Raw genomic sequence first — 18,214 nt, 5'->3', positions numbered from 1 at the left:
ACCAGGCGATATTCATGGAGCTTTCTCGTGTCATTTTGCAAGATCGCGAAAGACTGATCATTCGTGGGCCTATTGGCGCTATTGATTTGTATGTCGATCATCCGGCAAGAGATCCACAGGGAGTGGCGCTACTTGGTCACTCACATCCTTTGCTCGGTGGTTCACCAGAGGATCAGGTCACGTCTTCAATTGCACAAACTTTATGTGATCTTGGTTATGTCGTTTTGCGACCATGGTTTCGCGGTACCGGAAAGACCGAAGGCAATCACAGCAATGGAGCAGGGGAAGCAGAGGACATGCTTGTTGTCCATGCATACGCTGCGGAACGGTTTAGTGGGTTGCCTGTATTGCTGTGTGGATTTTCATTCGGCGCATATGTTCAAAGCAAACTGGCAACGAAGCTGGTTGCGCAGGGGCAAGCGCCAGCTGAAGTTATTCTGACATCCATTGCGCTTGGGATTGTGAGGAATGTGCGCTTTTATGACACAGATGATTTGCCCGTGCATAGCGTGCTGATACATGGAACCCTGGATAACCGCGTGCCTATCGGGGATGTCATGCGGTGGGCGGAAAGGCAAGCACTACCAGTCTTGGCAATTCCTGATGCCGACCATTTTTTCAATGAGAAACTGCAGTTACTTTGCAAGGCAATCCAGATGACAGCGAGGCTCCGTACGTCAGTGACATCGCCAGCTTAATGATAAAAAACGTGGATTAGATAAAAAGGTTTGTATGCAACGTTATCAAATGTATATTGATGGGCAATCGGTTGATCCCATCTCTGGCAATTGGTTTGAAACCAGCAATCCCTATACAGGATTGCCATGGGCAGAAATTCCTGAAGGCGGCGCTGCCGATGTCGATGCTGCAGTTAATGCGGCACATCGGGCATTTAGTAGTGGACCATGGGCTGCCTTGTCGCCAAGTCAGCGTGGAATGTATTTGCATCGCCTGGGTGATCTGATTGCACGGGATGCAAAAAAACTCGCAGAGATCGAAGTCCGTGATAACGGCAAGCTGATGGCTGAGATGCACGGCCAGCTTAACTATATTCCACAATGGTATTACTACTTCGGCGGCTTAGCCGATAAAATCCAGGGTGCGGTTGTTCCTCTGGACAAAAAGGGCTATTTCAACTTTACCGTGAATGAACCCTTGGGTGTAGTCGCAGTCATCACACCGTGGAATTCGCCATTGCTGTTGGCGGCGTGGAAAATTGCCCCCGCCCTTGCAGCAGGTTGCACTGTTGTGATCAAGCCATCCGAGTTCACGTCAGCTTCGACTATCGAATTCGTGAAATTGTTTGAAGAAGCAGGATTTCCTCCGGGAGTAGTGAACGTTGTCACTGGTTTTGGCAAAGAGGTAGGATCGCCACTGGTTGAGCATCCGCTTGTTAAAAAAATTACATTCACCGGATCTGATAGCACAGGCCGGCAAATTAATGAGCAAGCGGCAAGGCATTTCAAGCATGTCAGCCTGGAACTCGGTGGCAAGTCTCCCAATATTGTATTTGCCGATGCCAATCTGGACGATGCCCTGAACGGTGCGGTGTCCGGTATTTTTGCGGCAACTGGGCAGACCTGCATTGCTGGCTCGCGTCTGCTGTTGCAGGATAGCATTTATGACCTTTTTGTCGAGAAATTACTTGCCTTGACCCGTACTGCCCGCATGGGCGACCCGATGTGTATGGATACACAGATAGGCCCGGTAACTACGCAGCCACAGTATCAGAAGGTGTTGGGCTATATCGACATCGCGAAAGCGGAAGGTGCAAAGCTACTGCTGGGTGGTGGGCCTGCACAACGAGCCGAATGTGGAAACGGATGGTTCATCGAACCAACCATTTTTGGTGAAGTCGACAACAGTATGCGTATTGCCCAGGAGGAGGTATTCGGGCCAATTCTCTCTATTATCCGCTTCAAGGATGAAGACGACGCAGTACGCATCGCGAACGATTCACGATTTGGTCTAGGTTCAGGTGTCTGGACCGCAGACATCGGACGCGCATTTCGCATGGCACAGCGCATCCAGGCGGGAATGGTATGGGTGAATAGCTATCGTGCAGTGAGTTACATGTCACCGTTTGGTGGTTACAAGGATTCTGGCATGGGGCGTGAAAATGGTGTCGACGCAATACGCGAATATTTACAGGTCAAGAGCGTCTGGATCAACTCAGGAGTGGTAACGGCGAATCCCTTTGTTTTGCGCTGATTCAAGCTCTGACCGACACAGAGCAGAGGAGAGTTTAATGTCTATGGACATCACATCTTCCATCTTTGGTGACCAGTATTTCCACCGGGAGCTCTGTCTGGTGACCGAGGTTCTGGCACACTTCTCGCGCTCTGCACCGAAATCATTGAGCGTTGAGCAAGTGAGCGTACGTGTCGATCGGCCTGTCAGGAAAGTGCGAGATCTTTGCCGGAAAATGGTGCAGGCTGGCTTGCTGGAAGACGATGCTGGTAGTCAACATGCCTGGCATATGCAAAACCGACGGAACTGCTTGACTTTGTCTGAGGTATACGAGTTCGTCATTGCAATGCGTGCCGACAACCGAATCAAGTCTGCATGCAACCGGACAAGCCAAACCGACGACTTCCGGGCCCAAATCTATTGGATGCAGGCTGCATTGGCGGCCAACCAAAGTGTGATACGTGATCTCAGGCAGTTCTCTGTTCATCAGATTGCCAGGTGTTCAACAAATCCGCTTCCGATGACCTCGGTTCCGATGCCGTTTTGTTGGGAAAAACAGGCGATTAATGATGAAACGGTCACAAGGTTTTAAAATTGACTACTCGGGGACAGCAATGTTGAGTATTTATTGCAGAAGTCATCAGGTGCCATATGCGCTGACCAGATTTTCCGCCACCTCACTTGAAGGCAGCTAGAGTATGCGATTACATTTTGATCTTATCGATTTGCGGCTTTTCGTTAATATCGCAGAAACCAATAGCCTCACCCGAGGTGCTGAGCGATCGCATATGGCTCTGCCATCGGCCAGTACGCGTATCAAGAATTTTGAGGAGCATCTTGGTACCAAGCTGTTGTTTCGTGCCAATCAAGGCGTAACTCTAACTGCGCCCGGGCAGGCATTTCTGCACCATGCTCGTTTGATACTGCAGCAGATCGAACATCTTCGTGGGGACTTGCAGGAGTATGTTGAAGGTTTGCGCGGACATGTCCGTATCTGGGCGAATACTACAGCCATGTCAGAATACCTGCCGGCTGTATTACCTGCATTCCTGGCCGAACATTCTGATGTGAGTATCGACCTATGCGAACGCTTGAGTCACGATATCGTGCTGGCCGTTTGCGAGGGAAAGGCTGATATCGGTATTGTTGCTGGCAACGTGCGCACCGAGGGGCTCGAAATCATTCCTTATCATAAAGACCGGCTGGTGCTTGCCACAGCACTCAATCATTCCCTCGCGAGCCGCTCTGATGTGTATTTTGAAGAGACGCTGACCTTTGATCACGTTGGCCTGTCGGAAGCCAGTGCGATTCACACGTTTTTAAATCAGGCAGCAAGTGCGATACACCGTGCCCTGAAAACCCGCATTCAGGTCGGCAGCTTCGAGACGATTTGCCGTATGGCTGAGGCCGGCGTGGGAATAGGTATTTTGCCCGGTTCGGCGGCCCGGCGCTACGCAAGGACAATGAATATTGCGATTGTTCCACTTGCCGACGAATGGGCGGCACGCAATCTTCAAATTTGTGTACGCAGCTTGAGCTTACTGCCAGCATTCGCCAGAGATTTGATCCAGATTCTTGTCGATGATGCACGGCGCTTGAGTTCTTAGTGGGTAGTTTCCAGGCACCACCGTGATGGTGCCATTGGAAATAAGTAAAATTATTTTCAGAAGGGGTGGCCGGAATAAAAAGCAGGAATCCAATTCTGGAAAGTCAGTAATGTAATTTAAAAGAAACATCAACTTCAAAAGGTATTGCCATGAAAGTCCTTATCGTTTTCGCTCATCCGGAACAGGCGTCCTTCAGCGCCGCGCTCAAGAACACAGCAGTTGCCACCCTGGAGCGGCTCGGTCACGAGGTGGTCGTCAGCGACCTTTATCAAATGAAATGGTCGGCAGCACTGGGGCCAGCGGATTTTGACAGTCGCGCAGATTCTGACTATCTGGATCTTTCCAAAGAGCAGGAACATGCCCTGGCGCACAACTGCCATTCAGCAGATGTGAAGGCTGAACAGGAAAAGGTGGCAGCGGCTGACCTCGTGTTGTTTCACTTTCCTGTCTGGTGGTTTTCCATGCCAGGAATCCTCAAGGGTTGGGTCGACCGCGTATTCAGCCGGGGTTTCGCGTATTCAACCGGGCGTAAGTATGAGTCTGGCCATTTCAAGGGGAAACGGGCGATGATCTGCCTGACGACTGGAACAGCATCCACCCTGTACGAACCTAATGGCATCGATGGTGATCTGCATCATGTGCTATGGCCTATTCACAACGGCATCCTTGGCTACACGGGCTTTACTGTATTACCACCATTTGCAGCCTGGATGCCTGCCCGTGTTTCAGCAGAAGACAGGAGCGCCTACTTGGATGCATATGCGCAACGACTGGAAACGCTTGACACCTGTGAACCTTTGTTCTTCCACCCCTGGAGTGACTACGACGAAACGCAAAGACTCAAGCCTGGTGTGCTGGCGCGCTCAGGGGTGCAATGGAACCCGACTGCCGGACAAACCTTTGAGGAATCTGCAGCGCTATTCTCAATGTCCAGGGAAGCGCAATCCTGATTTCGCCACCACGATCCCGTTACGATATCCGTCACATATATGGAGTCCCCAGAAATGAAGCATCCAGATCTCTTTCAGCAGTTGCACCACATCTGTATCGTTGTCCGAAATTTGGAAACGGCGGTGGCTTACTATGAATCAATAGGAGTCGGTCCGTGGCACGACTTTCCGCCATTGGATGCGTTCAAGTCAGATCTGAAAGTACCTGATCCTGCGGCTTTTTTCAAGCTGCGCTATCGTTACGCTGATTTGGGGAATGTACAGCTACAACTATGCGAACCAGGTGCAGGCAACAGCGCGCAAATGCATTTTCTGAAAACACGGGGCGAAGGGGTGTTCCATCTTGGCTTTACCGTGCCTGATTGCAACAAGGGTGAGGCGCAAGGTAACGAAATGGGGCTGCAGACATTAATGCGTGGGCGGCGGCCGGACCTGAGCGGCTTTACCTATTTTGACACGGCGGAAAAGGGTGCCGGTGTCACGCTTGAGATCCGCGCTACCAAGCCGTCGTAGAAAACGTTTCTCATCAACGGCATTCTGTGCATTGATTGCCGATCATCGCTGACGCACCCCAGATGTCAACTGGGGTGCCGTCTCGACTACGTGCAATCCAGTCGCGCATCCCCACTGACTGCTCTCACCACAGCCTAACTCCGGGTTCGTGACTTACGAATTGTCAGCACTGCCGCCATCACTCACACTTGCTCCGATTCCGTCAGATATTCCAGTGCAGTTGCGATTTGGAATGCCGGAGAAATTTAATTAAATTTTGGAGAACTTCATGAAAATCTTAGTGCCGATTAAGCGCGTCATTGACTACAACGTGAAGCCACGGGTGAAGGGCGATGGATCCGGGATTGAGCTAACGAACGTGAAGATGTCGATGAACCCGTTCGACGAAATTGCTGTAGAAGAAGCAATACGTCTGAAGGAACAGAACCTTGCCAGCGAAGTCATTGTGATCAGTTGCGGACCAGTTGCATGCCAGGAAACTCTGCGCACCGCACTGGCATTCGGAGCTGATCGGGCTATCTTGGTACAGACCGAGGCTACATTGCAGCCACTGGGCGTGGCGAAAATTCTAAAGGCAATTGCCGATAAGGAGGCTCCTGGTCTGGTCATATTCGGTAAACAAGCGATTGATGACGATGCTTGTCAGACAGGGCAGATGTTTGCTGGATTGATGGGGTGGGGCCAGGCCACATTTGCCTTCAAAGTAAGTCTGCATGATGGCGTTGCTACAGTAGTGCGCGAAATTGAAGGCGGCCAGGAAACGCTGGAACTTGATTTGCCAGCAGTGATTACCACGGATCTGCGACTAAATGAACCGCGCTACGTCACACTTCCCAATCTCATGAAGGCAAAGAAAAAGACTCTGGATGTCTGTACGATCGGGCAATTGGATGTGGATTGTCACCCGCGCCTCGAAGTCATCAAGGTTGAGGAGCCTCGCAAACGCAGCACAGGAATTCGGGTGCCAGATGTTGCTGCATTGTTGAATCACTTGAAAAACCAGGCAAAGGTAATCTAATGAAATCACTAGTCATTGCAGAGCACGATCATGGCTCACTTAAAGCCGCTACGCGAAACACGGTCACGGCAGCACTAAAACTTGGTGGCGAGGTACACGTGTTGTTAGCTGGCAGCGGTTGTAGTGCAGCAGCAGCGGATGCTGCCAACATTGGTGGCGTTGCAAAAGTACTTGTTGCTGACGCGTCTCATTATCAAGATCAACTGGCAGAAAATGTTGCGCCATTGGTGGCACGGGTAGCGGGCGGGTATACACATGTTTTTGTGCCAGCCACGGCTTCTGGTCGTAACCTGGCACCGCGCGTTGCCGCGCTTTTGGATGTGGCACAAGTGTCCGATGTCATCGACGTGCTTGATTCGGAAACATTTGTCCATCCCACTTATGCTGGTAATGCACTGGCAACAGTGCGCAGCAGTGAGCACATTAAGCTGGCAACGGTGCGCGCGACAGCGTTTGAGGCGGCGCCAAGTGATGGTGCCGCTGCCATGGAGACAATCCTTCCAGGGCCGGTGGTAAACACAACCCGCCTGGCTGGCAGGGAAGTACTCAAGTCCAGCCGGCCGGAATTGGGAACGGCACGCGTCATCGTGTCCGGCGGGCGCGGGCTGGGTAGTGGCAATAGTTATCAAAGCCTGCTTAGTCCCTTGGCCGACAAGCTCAATGCCGCGTTGGGCGCTTCGCGTGCTGCAGTAGATGCCGGATATGCACCAAACGACTATCAAGTCGGGCAAACCGGCCATATCGTGGCACCGGATCTGTATCTTGCCGTCGGCATTTCAGGTGCGATCCAGCATCTCGCCGGTATGAAAGACTCAAAGGTGATCGTCGCGATCAACAAGGATGAGGAAGCGCCAATTTTCCAGATTGCGGACTACGCATTGGTTGGAGATTTGTTCGAGATCATTCCAGAACTGACATCGGCACTTCAGTAAAGCATTGTTAAATGCATTGCTAAAAGGGCGTGCGTCATTGTGAAGTATTCACATGTGAATACACAGAGATCACAAGAGGTCTGCTTATTGAGTTTGATTGAGTTCTGTCAGATGGTAATGAAAAGGGAGGTGTGATGATGCGTGACGTGATGGAGTTCGATGTTTTGATTGTCGGAGCCGGACCTGCAGGGCTGAGCGCGGCGATTCGTCTCAAGCAATTGGCAAGCAACACAAAAAAAGAAATCAATGTTTGCGTAATCGACAAAGGGGCGGAGGTTGGTGCGCACATTCTTTCTGGTGCGGTAATCGATCCACGTTCTCTGGATGAACTGATTCCGGAGTGGCGGTATATGGAGGCACCACTCCAGACCACGGTCACCGAAGACAGGTTTCTGTTTTTGTCTGAAAGCGAGAGCTGGCAGGTCCCCAATTTTGCGTTGCCGTCATGTTTCAAAAACCACGACAACTATATAGGCAGTCTCGGCATGCTTTGTCGCTGGTTGGCACAACAGGCAGAAGCGCTCGGGGTGGAGGTGTTTTCAGGTTTTGCGGCGGACAGCGTCGTTTTCGGTACTGCAGGCGAAGTAAAAGGTGTTGTCACAAGCGATTATGGAGTGGGAAGCGATGGTCAGCCTACTGCGCAGTATCAACCTGGAGTAGAGCTGCACGCACGCTATACCCTGTTTGCGGAAGGATGCCGTGGGCATCTTGGGAAGATGCTGGAAACGCGCTACGCGTTGCGCGACAAAGATAATCCGCAAGTCTACGGTCTTGGATTCAAGGAATTGTGGGAAGTGCAATCAGATAAACACAAGCCTGGCACTGTGGTACACACCGCTGGCTGGCCGCTACAGAGCGATACCTATGGTGGTTCGTTCCTTTATCACTTCGGTGAAAATCTTGTCTCGGTTGGCTTTGTTGTCGGTCTCAACTATACGAATCCATATTTGTCTCCCTACGAGGAATTTCAGCGATACAAGAATCATCCCTCGATTCGCCCCATACTTGAGGGTGGGAAGCGCCTTTCCTACGGCGCACGAGCAATTGCAGCCGGAGGCTTGCAGGGAATGCCCAAGCTAGTGTTCCCGGGAGGGTGCCTGATTGGCGATAATGCGGGTTTCCTGAATGCTTCCCGCATCAAAGGAAGCCATGCAGCGATGAAATCGGGAATGCTAGCGGCGGAGGCGAGCTTTCAAGCATTGCAGGATGGTCGTTCGAACGACGAACTGTCGGATTATCCGCAGCGGTTCCGCGAAAGCTGGCTGTACGACGAACTGCACAAAGCGCGGAACTTCAAACCGTTGATGTCCAAGGGACTTTACCTGGGTTCCATTCTGTTTGGCGTCGACCAGCATGTGTTCCGTGGCCGTCTGCCATGGACACTACAATTGACGGCGGATCATGAAAAGCTTAAACCGGCAAGCGTAAGCCAGCCTATTGGCTATCCGAAACCGGATGGCAAGGTGACTTTCGACAGACTGTCGTCAGTGTATCTGTCCAATACCAACCATGAAGAGAAACAGCCTTGCCATCTGAGGCTGAAAGATCCGCGCAAAGCAATTGAAGTCAATCACGCGCTCTATGACAGCCCGGAGCAACGCTATTGTCCAGCAGGTGTGTATGAGATTGTCAATGATAAGACGAACGCACCCCTGCTGCAGATCAATTATCAGAATTGCATCCACTGCAAGACATGCGATATCAAAGATCCTTTACAAAACATTGACTGGACCACGCCGCCCGGTGGTCAGGGGCCGATTTATTCTGGGATGTAGTGTTCATTGTAAGCTAAGCCGAACTTCCAAATATCCAAATTGTGCAGATCCGGTGATTCGATCAGACTAAATCTGTATTGAAAAAATCAATCCCTTACCTTTAAAGAGCTCGATATGTTAAACCTGACTGATATGACGCAAGATGAGCTCAAGCCGCTGCACCAAAGCGTGGAGCAGCGCTATCAAGAACTCTGCTCAAAAGGCCTGCACCTGAATATGGCACGCGGTAAGCCTTCAGCGGAACAACTGTCATTGTCGAACGCTATGATGGCGCTGCCTGGTGAGTATGATTGTGTGCTGGAAGAAGGAATTGATGTCCGCAATTACGGTGGCATTCAAGGCATTCTCGAGGCGCGGCGCCTGTTTTCACCGTTGGTCGGTGTGCGACCTGAACAGGTTGTGTTAGGAGACAACTCCAGTCTGGCAATGATGTACGACTGCATTGGCTTCGCTTGGCGACATGGTTTTTGCGACTCGCCCCGGCCGTGGAGTAAGGAAGAGTCTGTATCTTTCCTGTGCGCCGTACCAGGATATGACAGGCATTTCCGCATTTGCGAAGACTACGGCATCAAATTGATCCCAGTGCCGATGGCAGAAGATGGCCCAGACATGGGGAAGGTGCGGGAACTGGTTGCTGCCGACGCCTCTATTCGTGGCATGTGGTGCGTACCGAAATACAGCAATCCGACCGGCACCGTGTATTCGTCCGACGTGGTGGAGTCGCTTGCCGCGATGCCCACCGCTGCAGAGGACTTCAAGTTGTTCTGGGATAACGCCTACGCTGTTCATCATTTGACTTCAGAAAGAGTCGAGATCGGGAACATCGTGGAGCTGTGCCAAAAGCATGGCCATCCGGAACGTGCGTTGGTCTATGCATCAACATCAAAGGTGACCCTGGCCGGAGCAGGCTTGGCGATTTTCGGCTCGTCCATAAAAAACGTTGACTGGCTGCTCAAGCTGACAGATGTGCGCACAGTAGGACCAGACAAGATCAACCAGCTCAGACATGTTCGCTTTCTGAAGAATGAGGATGGTTTGCATGCGCTCATGGCTGGACATCGGGCAATCATGGCACCTAAATTCCATGCAGTGATCACGCAATTCAAGACTGATCTTGAGGGGCGCGGCATAGCAAATTGGAGTGAGCCGCGCGGAGGCTACTTTATCAGTCTTGATGTATATCCTGGTTGCGCGAAACGTGTTGTTGAATTGGCTGCTCAGGCCGGCGTTATGCTGACCACAGCAGGTGCCCCGTTCCCCGGAGGACACGACCCACAGGATAGCAACATCCGTATTGCGCCGAGCCTGCCCAGCCTGGACGAAATCCGATCAGCGTCCAAGGCTATTACTTTATGTGTGTTATTGGCCGCGACTGAAAAATTGATGATTGAAAAATGCGCAACTCCCTGAGCGTGAAATGTCCGACCGTTCCTATACTTTGAAAGAGACAAGCCAATGAGTGAGATCACCACATCCCCGAGCAAAACGCTCGCAGACTTTGCTGCGAATTTGAAATTTATCGACATTCCTGAACCAGTAGTGCGCCGTGCGGAAGACTTGTTTCTGGATTGGGCTGGGTCTGCCATAGCGGGTGCATCAGGCGAGCCAGTCAAGATCATCAACAGGTTTTGCCAGAGGATGGCACCGTCCACCGGACCGTCGGAAATTCTTATGTCGCGCAGTAGCACGACTCCGCTGTTTGCAGCCATGATCAATGCGGCTGCGTCTCACTATGCTGAACAGGATGACGTGCATAACGGTTCCGTCTTCCATCCGGCTGCTGTGGTTTTTCCGGCAGTGCTGGCAGTAGGGCAGGCGTTGGCTTGTTCCGGGCGAGAATTGGTGACGGCGGCGGTAGCTGGCTACGAAGTAGGTATTCGCACAGGTGAATTTCTTGGCCGGTCGCATTATCGGATTTTTCATACTACAGGCACTGTTGGTACGATCGCTGCGGCCGCTGCCGTCGGACGGCTTTTGCAGTTGAACGAAGAGCAGATGCTCAATGCTTTTGGTTCCGCAGGTACGCAGGCTGCAGGCCTGTGGGAATTCCTGCGCGATGCGGCAGATTCCAAGCAATTGCATACCGCACATGCAGCTGGTGCCGGATTGACCGCCGCTTATCTGGCGGCAGATGGATTCACCGGTGCCAGGCGTATCCTTGAGGGGCCGCAAGGCTTGGCTGCTGGCATGTCCAGTGACTCCAACCCGGCCAAGCTGACCGACCGCCTGGGAGCACGATGGGCGCTTGCTGAAACCTCGTTCAAGTTCCACGCTTCGTGCCGTCACACACATCCCGCCGCCGATGCACTGCTTCAGGTAATCGTGCAACACGAGCTGACTCCGGACCGGATTGCAAATGTGACGGCGCGGGTGCATCAAGGTGCAATTGACGTACTTGGTCCGGTCGTGGATCCCAGAACTGTGCATCAGGCGAAGTTCTCGATGGGTACCGTACTGGGCCTGATAGCACATTTCCGTAGTGCTGGTATGAAAGAATTTGCTGAACATTTCAATTCAGATGCCGTTGTTGCATTTCGCAACAACGTGAAAATGGTACTGGATGACGAGGTAGACGGCGCGTATCCGGCGCGCTGGATAGGCAAGGTGACAGTAACGACTACGGATGGCGCTACCTTTCATGGACGGGTTGATGAGCCAAAAGGCGATCCTGGCAATACGCTGTCGCGCACAGAATTGGAACAAAAGGCGCTAAGACTGGCTGATTTCAGCGGTGCTGCAACTCCTGAGGACATGACACGGATGTTTGGCAGGATATGGAATATCACCAGCACGGATCAGGTGCGGTCCCTATTCAGTTAGCAAAGGAAGATGATCATGAAACAACACATTCCACGTTCCTATCTATTTGTCCCTGGCAATCGTAAAGAACGATTTGATAAGGCGCTCAAGTCAGGCGCTCATGCGGTCATCATCGACCTGGAGGATGCAGTACCACCAGGTGAAAAAATTGTTGCCCGCGCAGCAGTCGCCGATTGGCTCAGCCCCGACCACTCAGTGTTGATACGCATCAACGGTGCGGATACACCTTGGTTCAGGGACGATCTCGAAATGTGCCGCATGCGAGGGGTGGCAGGTGTGGTGTTACCGAAGGCTGAAAGAATCGACGACATCTTTCTCGTCGAATGCGCAGCTGCTACACAAACCATTTTGCCACTTATCGAAACGGCGCAAGGGATTTCCAATGCGAGGGTGCTTGCCCAGGCGCGTCATGTGCAACGCCTGATGTTTGGAACAATCGATTTCCGCCTGGATCTTGGCATTGAAGGCGATGGCGAAGAACTGCTGTATTTCAGGTCACAGTTGGTGCTGGCGTCCCGAATCGCGAATATTCTTCCACCGGTGGATGGTGTGACGACCGCCATCAATGATGGGGGGCAAGTGCTTGCGGATACCATGCGCGCCAGACGACTAGGATTCGGCGGCAAGTTCTGCATCCATCCCAATCAGGTGGAGATGGTCAATCGTGGTTTCAGCCCCACTGCGGAAGAGATCGAGTGGGCCAATCGCGTCATACAATCCGCAGGCAATACGGATGGTGCTGCGCTAGCACTGGATGGCAAGATGGTTGACCGGCCAGTCATACTGAAGGCGCAGCAGATTCTCGAGGAATCCTTGCGGCGAACCATGCACTCAGCCGAAATGCCAAGCAGAAATTAGGCCCGGGGTAGGGCAGTGATCGCGCAATATATCGACAACGCTATTAATGGTTATACGGCACCTTGATCCGTCGCTAAGCCAAAACCAAAGTCGCCCTTTCGATCTTCCGAATTGTGGTGATGGTCTGGTTAGCGCAAACTAGTTTCCATCCAGTCCAATCAATATGCGCTATATCTCATGAACACGACTTACTTGAATGAATGGCTTGGCCGTACGGAAGAACGGAGCGATCAAATTTCCGGAACACCAATTGCAGCCCTTGCAGCTCTGTTGGACAAGACAAATCTCCATCCGCAACATGGCGACCCCATTCCACCCTTGGGGCATTGGTTGTCCTTCTTACCAATTCATCCACAATCTAAAATCGGGCGTGATGGTCATCCCGAACGGGGAGGCTTTCTCCCAGCTGTTGATTTACCTAGACGGATGTGGGCCGGAGGGCGACTCAAGTTTCATCATCCGTTACGGATCGGGGATGCGGTAACCCGGATGTCATCCATAGTCGACATCAGTAGCAAGATGGGAAAGACAGGGCAATTGGTATTTGTGTTATTGCGTCATGAAATCTGCAATGCAGATGGTGTCGCAATCACCGAAGAGCAGGAAATCGTCTACCGGGACTCCCCTCGACCTGGAGATGCTGGGCCGGCACCTATCGCTGCGGATACCAATTATCAATGGATACGAGAAATCTATCCTGATCCGGTGTTGCTGTTCAAATTCTCCGCGCTGACTTTCAACAGTCATCGAATTCACTATGACCATCCGTATGCGACGAATGTAGAAGGTTATCCCGGGTTGGTTGTACATGGCCCCTTTATCGCCACCCTGCTCATCGATTTGGTACGTAGGCAACTGCCAGACGCAGAAATTGAAAATTTCTCATTTCGCGCGATCCGGCCGTTGTTCGATATTGCGCCATTCCATGTGTGTGGTCGCCTGGAACAAGACAAGAAAACACTTAGTTTATGGGCAAAAGATGCCACTGGATCGCTAGCCATGAGCGCTGTGGCGACCTTGGGTGCTCCACTTCGATTGAATTAGTTGAAAAGAGGATTTGACATGTTGAACGTAAATGACCAATACCAGGACCTGCGTGACGCCATTCGTGGACTTTGCTCGGAATTTCCCGCTACCTACTTCCGCAATATTGATGAAGCGCGTGCGTATCCAGAGCAGTTTGTGGATGCCCTGACCAAAGCAGGCTGGCTTGCCGCATTGATCCCTCAGGAGTACGGAGGCTCGGGCCTGGGCCTGACCGAGGCTTCCGTCATCATGGAAGAGATCAATCGTTCTGGCGGTAACTCGGGAGCTTGTCATGGGCAAATGTACAATATGGGGACCTTGCTCAGACACGGTTCCGATGCACAAAAAAATATCTACTTACCAAAGATCGCAAGCGGTGAACTGCGCCTGCAAAGTATGGCAGTGACAGAACCAACTACTGGTACCGATACCACGAAGATCAAGACTACAGCAGTTAAAAAAGGCGACCGCTACATTGTGAACGGGCAAAAGGTGTGGATCTCGCGCGTGCAGCATTCTGACCTGATGATCTTACTGGCCCGCACAACACCGCTTGCCGATGTCAAGAAAAAGTCAGAGGGCATGTCTATTTTCCTGGTCGACTTACGTACGGCAATCGGGAACGGGCTGACCGTGCGACCAATTCCGAACATGGTCAACCATGAAACAAATGAATTGTTTTTCGAGAATCTGGAAATTCCGGAAGAAAACCTGATCGGTGAGGAGGGTAAGGGGTTTAAATATATCCTGGACGGTTTGAACGCAGAGCGTACTCTGATAGCAGCGGAATGTATTGGCGATGGTTACTGGTTTATCGATAAGGTGACGAAGTATGTTGGTGAACGCATGGTGTTCGGTCGTCCAATAGGCCAAAATCAGGGTGTTCAGTTCCCGATTGCGAAGGCGTATGTCAATCTGGAGGCTGCCAATCTGATGCGATTCAAGGCTTGTGAATTATTCGATGCGCATCAAAATTGTGGCGCCCAGGCTAATATGGCGAAATTGCTCGCCGCCGATGCATCGTGGGAAGCGGCGAACGCCTGTCTGCAGTACCACGGCGGATTTGGCTTTGCTTGCGAATATGATGTTGAACGAAAATTCCGCGAAACCAGGCTCTATCAGGTTGCACCTATCTCGACCAATCTCATTTACTCGTATGTTGCAGAGCATGTGCTCAATATGCCTCGCTCTTTCTGAAAGGAATCGTCATGCGTCCTCTTGAAGGAATTACTGTCGTCACGCTCGAACATGCAATTGCTGCACCATTCTGCACCCGTCAACTGGCAGATCTTGGTGCACGGGTAATCAAGATTGAAAGGCCCGGCACCGGTGATTTTGCGCGTGCTTATGACGAGCGAGTGCGCGGATTGGCATCACATTTCGTTTGGACAAACCGGTCAAAAGAAAGCCTGACGCTTGACGTAAAACATGATGAGTCCAACGTCATCTTGCACAAACTGCTGAAAGATGCAGATGTACTGGTTCAGAACCTTGCTCCCGGAGCGGCGGCGCGCTTGGGTCTATCATATGAGGCACTGAAAGAAAAATATCCTCGCCTGATCGTATGTGATATTTCGGGATATGGTGCCGATGGCCCATATAAAGACAAGAAAGCCTACGACTTGCTGATCCAGAGCGAATCCGGATTTCTATCGATTACAGGAACACCTGACGAACCGTCAAAGGCAGGATGTTCGATTGCTGATATCGCTGCTGGCATGTATGCCTACACAAACATTCTCGGCGCAGTTATGCAGCGAGAAAAGACAGGCGTCGGCTGCAAAATCGACGTATCCATGCTCGAAAGTATGGTCGAATGGATGAATTTTCCTCTTTACTATGCGTTCGATGGAGCCCCGCCGCCTCCCCGTAACGGTGCCTCGCACGCGACGATTTATCCTTATGGTCCGTTCAAGGCAGGCGATGGCAAGGTTGTCATGCTCGGTTTGCAAAACGAGCGCGAATGGGTTGCCTTCTGCGAGTCAGTATTGGAGGAACCAGCACTGGCACAAGACTCCAGATTTTCGATGAACTCGCGCCGGGTTGACTCACGTTCCGAGTTAAGAGATTTAATCTTGAACAAGTTTGCGACGCTGACTGCGGAGCAGGTGATAGATCGTCTGGAAAAAGCACATATCGCCAATGCACGGGTCAACAATATGCAAGATGTCTGGGAGCATCCTCAGCTCAAGGCACGCGCTCGCTGGACTGAAGTGGAAACGGGTGCTGGCAAAATTCCGGCACTTCTTCCTCCAGGTATTCCCAATACATTTGTGCCGCGAATGGATGCTGTACCTGTGCTTGGGGAGCATACCGATTCCATTCTAAAGGAATTGGGTTATACCGATGAGAGTATTACCCAATTACGTGAGCAGAAAGCGGTTTAAGTATTTCTGATCCACAACCAGTCTGTTCATGCGTGGCTTGGTTTTGTGTCGTTGGCTACTTACTAATAGCAAGTATTTTATAGCGCCAAGTGTTCGCGATTTATGTAAAGTTTAGGCTAGTCACCAACTAGGGTGTTTGGGGTAATGATATCTAAGCTAGAGAGTCCAATCAATTGATTTATTCGTCTTGTGCAGCCAGAATTGCGCATTGTGTATGTGCAATATGCTCTTCCAGCAGCCTGACGGCTTTATCTTCATTGCCCAAGCGCAATGCAGCAAGAAGTTCATAATGCTCGCGTTGTGGCTGCTCTCTTCCCACGACATGGGAGATATAAATTCTTGTGTAACGCTGTGATCCCAGTACCAGGTCTTCGATCATCTTTGTCAGGCGGGGTTTCCCTGCTGCGCTGTACAGTGTCAAATGAAATTCAAGATTGAGCGCAGACCAGACACTGGGCTTGCTGGCCTGGTCATATCGCTCAAGTATGGCTTGGCAACTGTCAAGATGATTTTTTGTCAATTTGGGCATGGCGAGCCTCAACGCCCTGGTCTCCAGGCCTATGCGTATATCCAGCATCTCGACAATCTCTGGAATCGAGTGCCTGGTGACCACAGCACCTTTATTGGGTTCATGTTTGACCAAGCCTTCTGCTTCCAGCTTCTTGAGTGCTTCTCGGATGGGAATGCGGCTGACGCCAAATTGCTCAGCCAATTCTTCTTGCTTCAGAGGCACTCCTGCAGAGAGCAGCCCATCGTAAATATTCTTTTTCAGCGAAAAGCTGATCTGGTCTGATGTTGGCTTGGACATAAGCGCTTAATTCTAGTATTTTTTAATCTGCAAAAAAATTATACATTATTGGATCCAATTTAAGATACAATTTTTTGGCGGCTTCATTTTGCTACAAGCAAGGAAATTTTCACAAACAAGGATAGTAATGGACGCTATAGAAAAAACTCATTATGACGTGCTAATCATAGGCGGGGCCATCGTCGGTTCATGCGCGGCTTACTTCCTGAAAAAGACCAGCCCAGACATAGAGATTGCGGTGATAGAACCAGATCCTACCTATGAGTTTGCATCCACTGTCCGGGCATCTGGTGGTGCCAGACGCTTGTTTTCCTGCCCAGAAAATATCCAGATGTCGAACTTCAGCATTGATTTCATCAAGTCGTTTCCAACAACAATGGGCGTCAATGGTGACCTTGCCCCAATTGACTGGAAGGAGCAAGGTTACTTGTTCATCGTCCAGGGTGAGCACCTGCGTGTCATTGAAGAAAATGAAAAAATACAAACTGCATTTGGTGCAGAAATTCACTTACTGGATCGCCAGGGATTGCTCAAGCATTTTCCATCGATGAACGTCGATGATCTGGACGGTGGCGCATATTCCCCAAGAGATGGCTGGTGTGACCCATCCAGCTTCTTGCAAGGTGTACGCAAAAAGGCACGGTCGCTAGGCGTAGAATACATACAGAACAAAGTCGCAGGACTGAACTCCAGCAGACATGCTGTTACCAGCGCCATTTTGGCAAACAAGCGCGAAATCAACGCCGACTATTTTGTCAATGCTGCAGGTCCGTGGGCCAGCCAGATCTGTGACATGATAGGCATGCATTTACCTGTCAGTCCGCTACGCCGTTTTGAGCATTACTTTACTGGTCAAAACAAGATCGAAGCACTGCCCTACGTCAAAGATAGCAATCGCCTGGCATTCCGCCCCGAAGGTGTTGGCTATTCTGGTGGTCTAGTCAATTCTGACGAACCACGCGGTTTCAACTTTGACGTTGATCATGACTACTTTGAGCGCGTCGTCTGGCCAGTATTGGCACACCGCTTCCCTACTGCATTTGAAGGCAGCAAATGCCACCGCACATGGTCAGGCTTGTACGAACAATGTGAACTGGACGGCAATCCCATTATTGGCAACTGGAAGGGGCATTTCGACAATTTCTACGTCTCTGCAGGATTCTCCGGCCACGGCATGATGCACGCCCCAGCTGCTGGCCTGGCCATTACAGAGATGATCGTCAAAGGCCAACAAGAAACGATGGATCTGTCGCGCTTGTCTTATGCGCGAGTAGAAAAGAATGAGGCATATCGCGAGAACGGCATCCTGTAATTGAATGGGGAAATCTTA

The 18,214-nt window shown here is 51.2% G+C and carries 17 protein-coding genes; 16 read left to right on the top strand and 1 reads right to left on the bottom strand.

All coding sequences use genetic code 11. The annotated features are described in order from the left end of the window. Positions 1 to 14 precede the first annotated feature (14 nt). The 15 genes from AC1RVX_RS17790 to AC1RVX_RS17720 all read left to right on the top strand — a co-directional run bounded on the left by AC1RVX_RS17790 (position 15) and on the right by AC1RVX_RS17720 (position 16,076). A complete protein-coding gene (locus AC1RVX_RS17790) occupies positions 15 to 698 on the top strand; it encodes an alpha/beta hydrolase (protein ID WP_493217922.1) in 684 nt (227 codons plus the stop codon). A 34-nt stretch (positions 699 to 732) separates the two neighbouring features. Then, on the top strand, positions 733 to 2,211 hold the full coding sequence (locus AC1RVX_RS17785) for an aldehyde dehydrogenase (RefSeq protein ID WP_493217921.1): 1,479 nt from the start codon (positions 733 to 735) through the stop codon (positions 2,209 to 2,211). A gap of 37 nt (positions 2,212 to 2,248) precedes the next feature. Next, positions 2,249 to 2,782, top strand: coding sequence for a hypothetical protein (locus AC1RVX_RS17780; protein WP_493217920.1), 534 nt, complete (start codon positions 2,249 to 2,251; stop codon positions 2,780 to 2,782). Between the two features lie 106 nt (positions 2,783 to 2,888). Next, a complete protein-coding gene (locus AC1RVX_RS17775; RefSeq protein WP_493217919.1) occupies positions 2,889 to 3,797 on the top strand; it encodes a LysR family transcriptional regulator in 909 nt (302 codons plus the stop codon). Positions 3,798 to 3,946: 149 nt separating this feature from the next. Further along, the gene (locus tag AC1RVX_RS17770) at positions 3,947 to 4,747 is read left to right on the top strand and encodes an NAD(P)H-dependent oxidoreductase (RefSeq protein WP_493217918.1); all 801 of its coding nucleotides are present in this window, start codon (positions 3,947 to 3,949) and stop codon (positions 4,745 to 4,747) included. 54 nt (positions 4,748 to 4,801) lie between these two features. Next, entirely contained in the window at positions 4,802 to 5,260 is a 459-nt protein-coding gene (locus tag AC1RVX_RS17765; RefSeq protein WP_493217917.1) for a VOC family protein, read from the top strand. Between the two features lie 268 nt (positions 5,261 to 5,528). Further along, positions 5,529 to 6,278 (top strand): electron transfer flavoprotein subunit beta/FixA family protein, encoded by a 750-nt coding sequence (locus tag AC1RVX_RS17760; RefSeq protein ID WP_493217916.1) that lies wholly within the window; start codon positions 5,529 to 5,531, stop codon positions 6,276 to 6,278. Further along, a complete protein-coding gene (locus tag AC1RVX_RS17755; protein ID WP_493217915.1) occupies positions 6,278 to 7,210 on the top strand; it encodes an electron transfer flavoprotein subunit alpha/FixB family protein in 933 nt (310 codons plus the stop codon). The genes AC1RVX_RS17760 and AC1RVX_RS17755 overlap by 1 nt, the downstream gene beginning before the upstream one ends. Before the next feature lie 134 nt (positions 7,211 to 7,344). Then, positions 7,345 to 8,985: an electron transfer flavoprotein-ubiquinone oxidoreductase gene (locus tag AC1RVX_RS17750; RefSeq protein WP_493217914.1), complete on the top strand. Its 1,641-nt coding sequence runs from the start codon at positions 7,345 to 7,347 to the stop codon at positions 8,983 to 8,985. A 114-nt stretch (positions 8,986 to 9,099) separates the two neighbouring features. Beyond that, positions 9,100 to 10,395: an aspartate aminotransferase type Ic gene (locus AC1RVX_RS17745; RefSeq protein WP_493217913.1), complete on the top strand. Its 1,296-nt coding sequence runs from the start codon at positions 9,100 to 9,102 to the stop codon at positions 10,393 to 10,395. Positions 10,396 to 10,440: 45 nt separating this feature from the next. Beyond that, positions 10,441 to 11,805, top strand: a complete 1,365-nt coding sequence (locus AC1RVX_RS17740; protein ID WP_493217912.1) for an MmgE/PrpD family protein — start codon at positions 10,441 to 10,443, stop codon at positions 11,803 to 11,805. 15 nt (positions 11,806 to 11,820) lie between these two features. Beyond that, a complete protein-coding gene (locus AC1RVX_RS17735; RefSeq protein WP_493217911.1) occupies positions 11,821 to 12,663 on the top strand; it encodes an HpcH/HpaI aldolase/citrate lyase family protein in 843 nt (280 codons plus the stop codon). A 177-nt stretch (positions 12,664 to 12,840) separates the two neighbouring features. Beyond that, on the top strand, positions 12,841 to 13,707 hold the full coding sequence (locus AC1RVX_RS17730; protein ID WP_493217910.1) for an HTD2 family dehydratase: 867 nt from the start codon (positions 12,841 to 12,843) through the stop codon (positions 13,705 to 13,707). Positions 13,708 to 13,725: 18 nt separating this feature from the next. Beyond that, complete coding sequence (locus tag AC1RVX_RS17725) at positions 13,726 to 14,886, top strand: acyl-CoA dehydrogenase family protein (RefSeq protein WP_493217909.1); 1,161 nt, start codon at positions 13,726 to 13,728, stop codon at positions 14,884 to 14,886. A gap of 11 nt (positions 14,887 to 14,897) precedes the next feature. Further along, a complete protein-coding gene (locus tag AC1RVX_RS17720; protein ID WP_493217908.1) occupies positions 14,898 to 16,076 on the top strand; it encodes a CaiB/BaiF CoA transferase family protein in 1,179 nt (392 codons plus the stop codon). A 178-nt stretch (positions 16,077 to 16,254) separates the two neighbouring features. Here the strand turns inward: AC1RVX_RS17720 and AC1RVX_RS17715 are convergent, their stop codons facing one another. Then, positions 16,255 to 16,884 carry a GntR family transcriptional regulator gene (locus AC1RVX_RS17715; RefSeq protein WP_493217907.1) on the bottom strand — a complete coding sequence of 210 codons (630 nt, stop codon included), beginning with the start codon at positions 16,882 to 16,884 and terminating at the stop codon, positions 16,255 to 16,257. A 127-nt stretch (positions 16,885 to 17,011) separates the two neighbouring features. Between AC1RVX_RS17715 and AC1RVX_RS17710 the strand changes: the two genes are divergently transcribed. Beyond that, positions 17,012 to 18,196: an NAD(P)/FAD-dependent oxidoreductase gene (locus AC1RVX_RS17710; protein WP_493217906.1), complete on the top strand. Its 1,185-nt coding sequence runs from the start codon at positions 17,012 to 17,014 to the stop codon at positions 18,194 to 18,196. Positions 18,197 to 18,214 lie beyond the last annotated feature (18 nt).

The sequence above is a fragment of the Undibacterium sp. GW821-FHT11B02 genome (genome assembly GCF_058808955.1).
The sequence above is the reverse complement of the archived record's forward strand: the minus strand, read 5'-3'. Positions and strand labels throughout refer to the sequence as shown.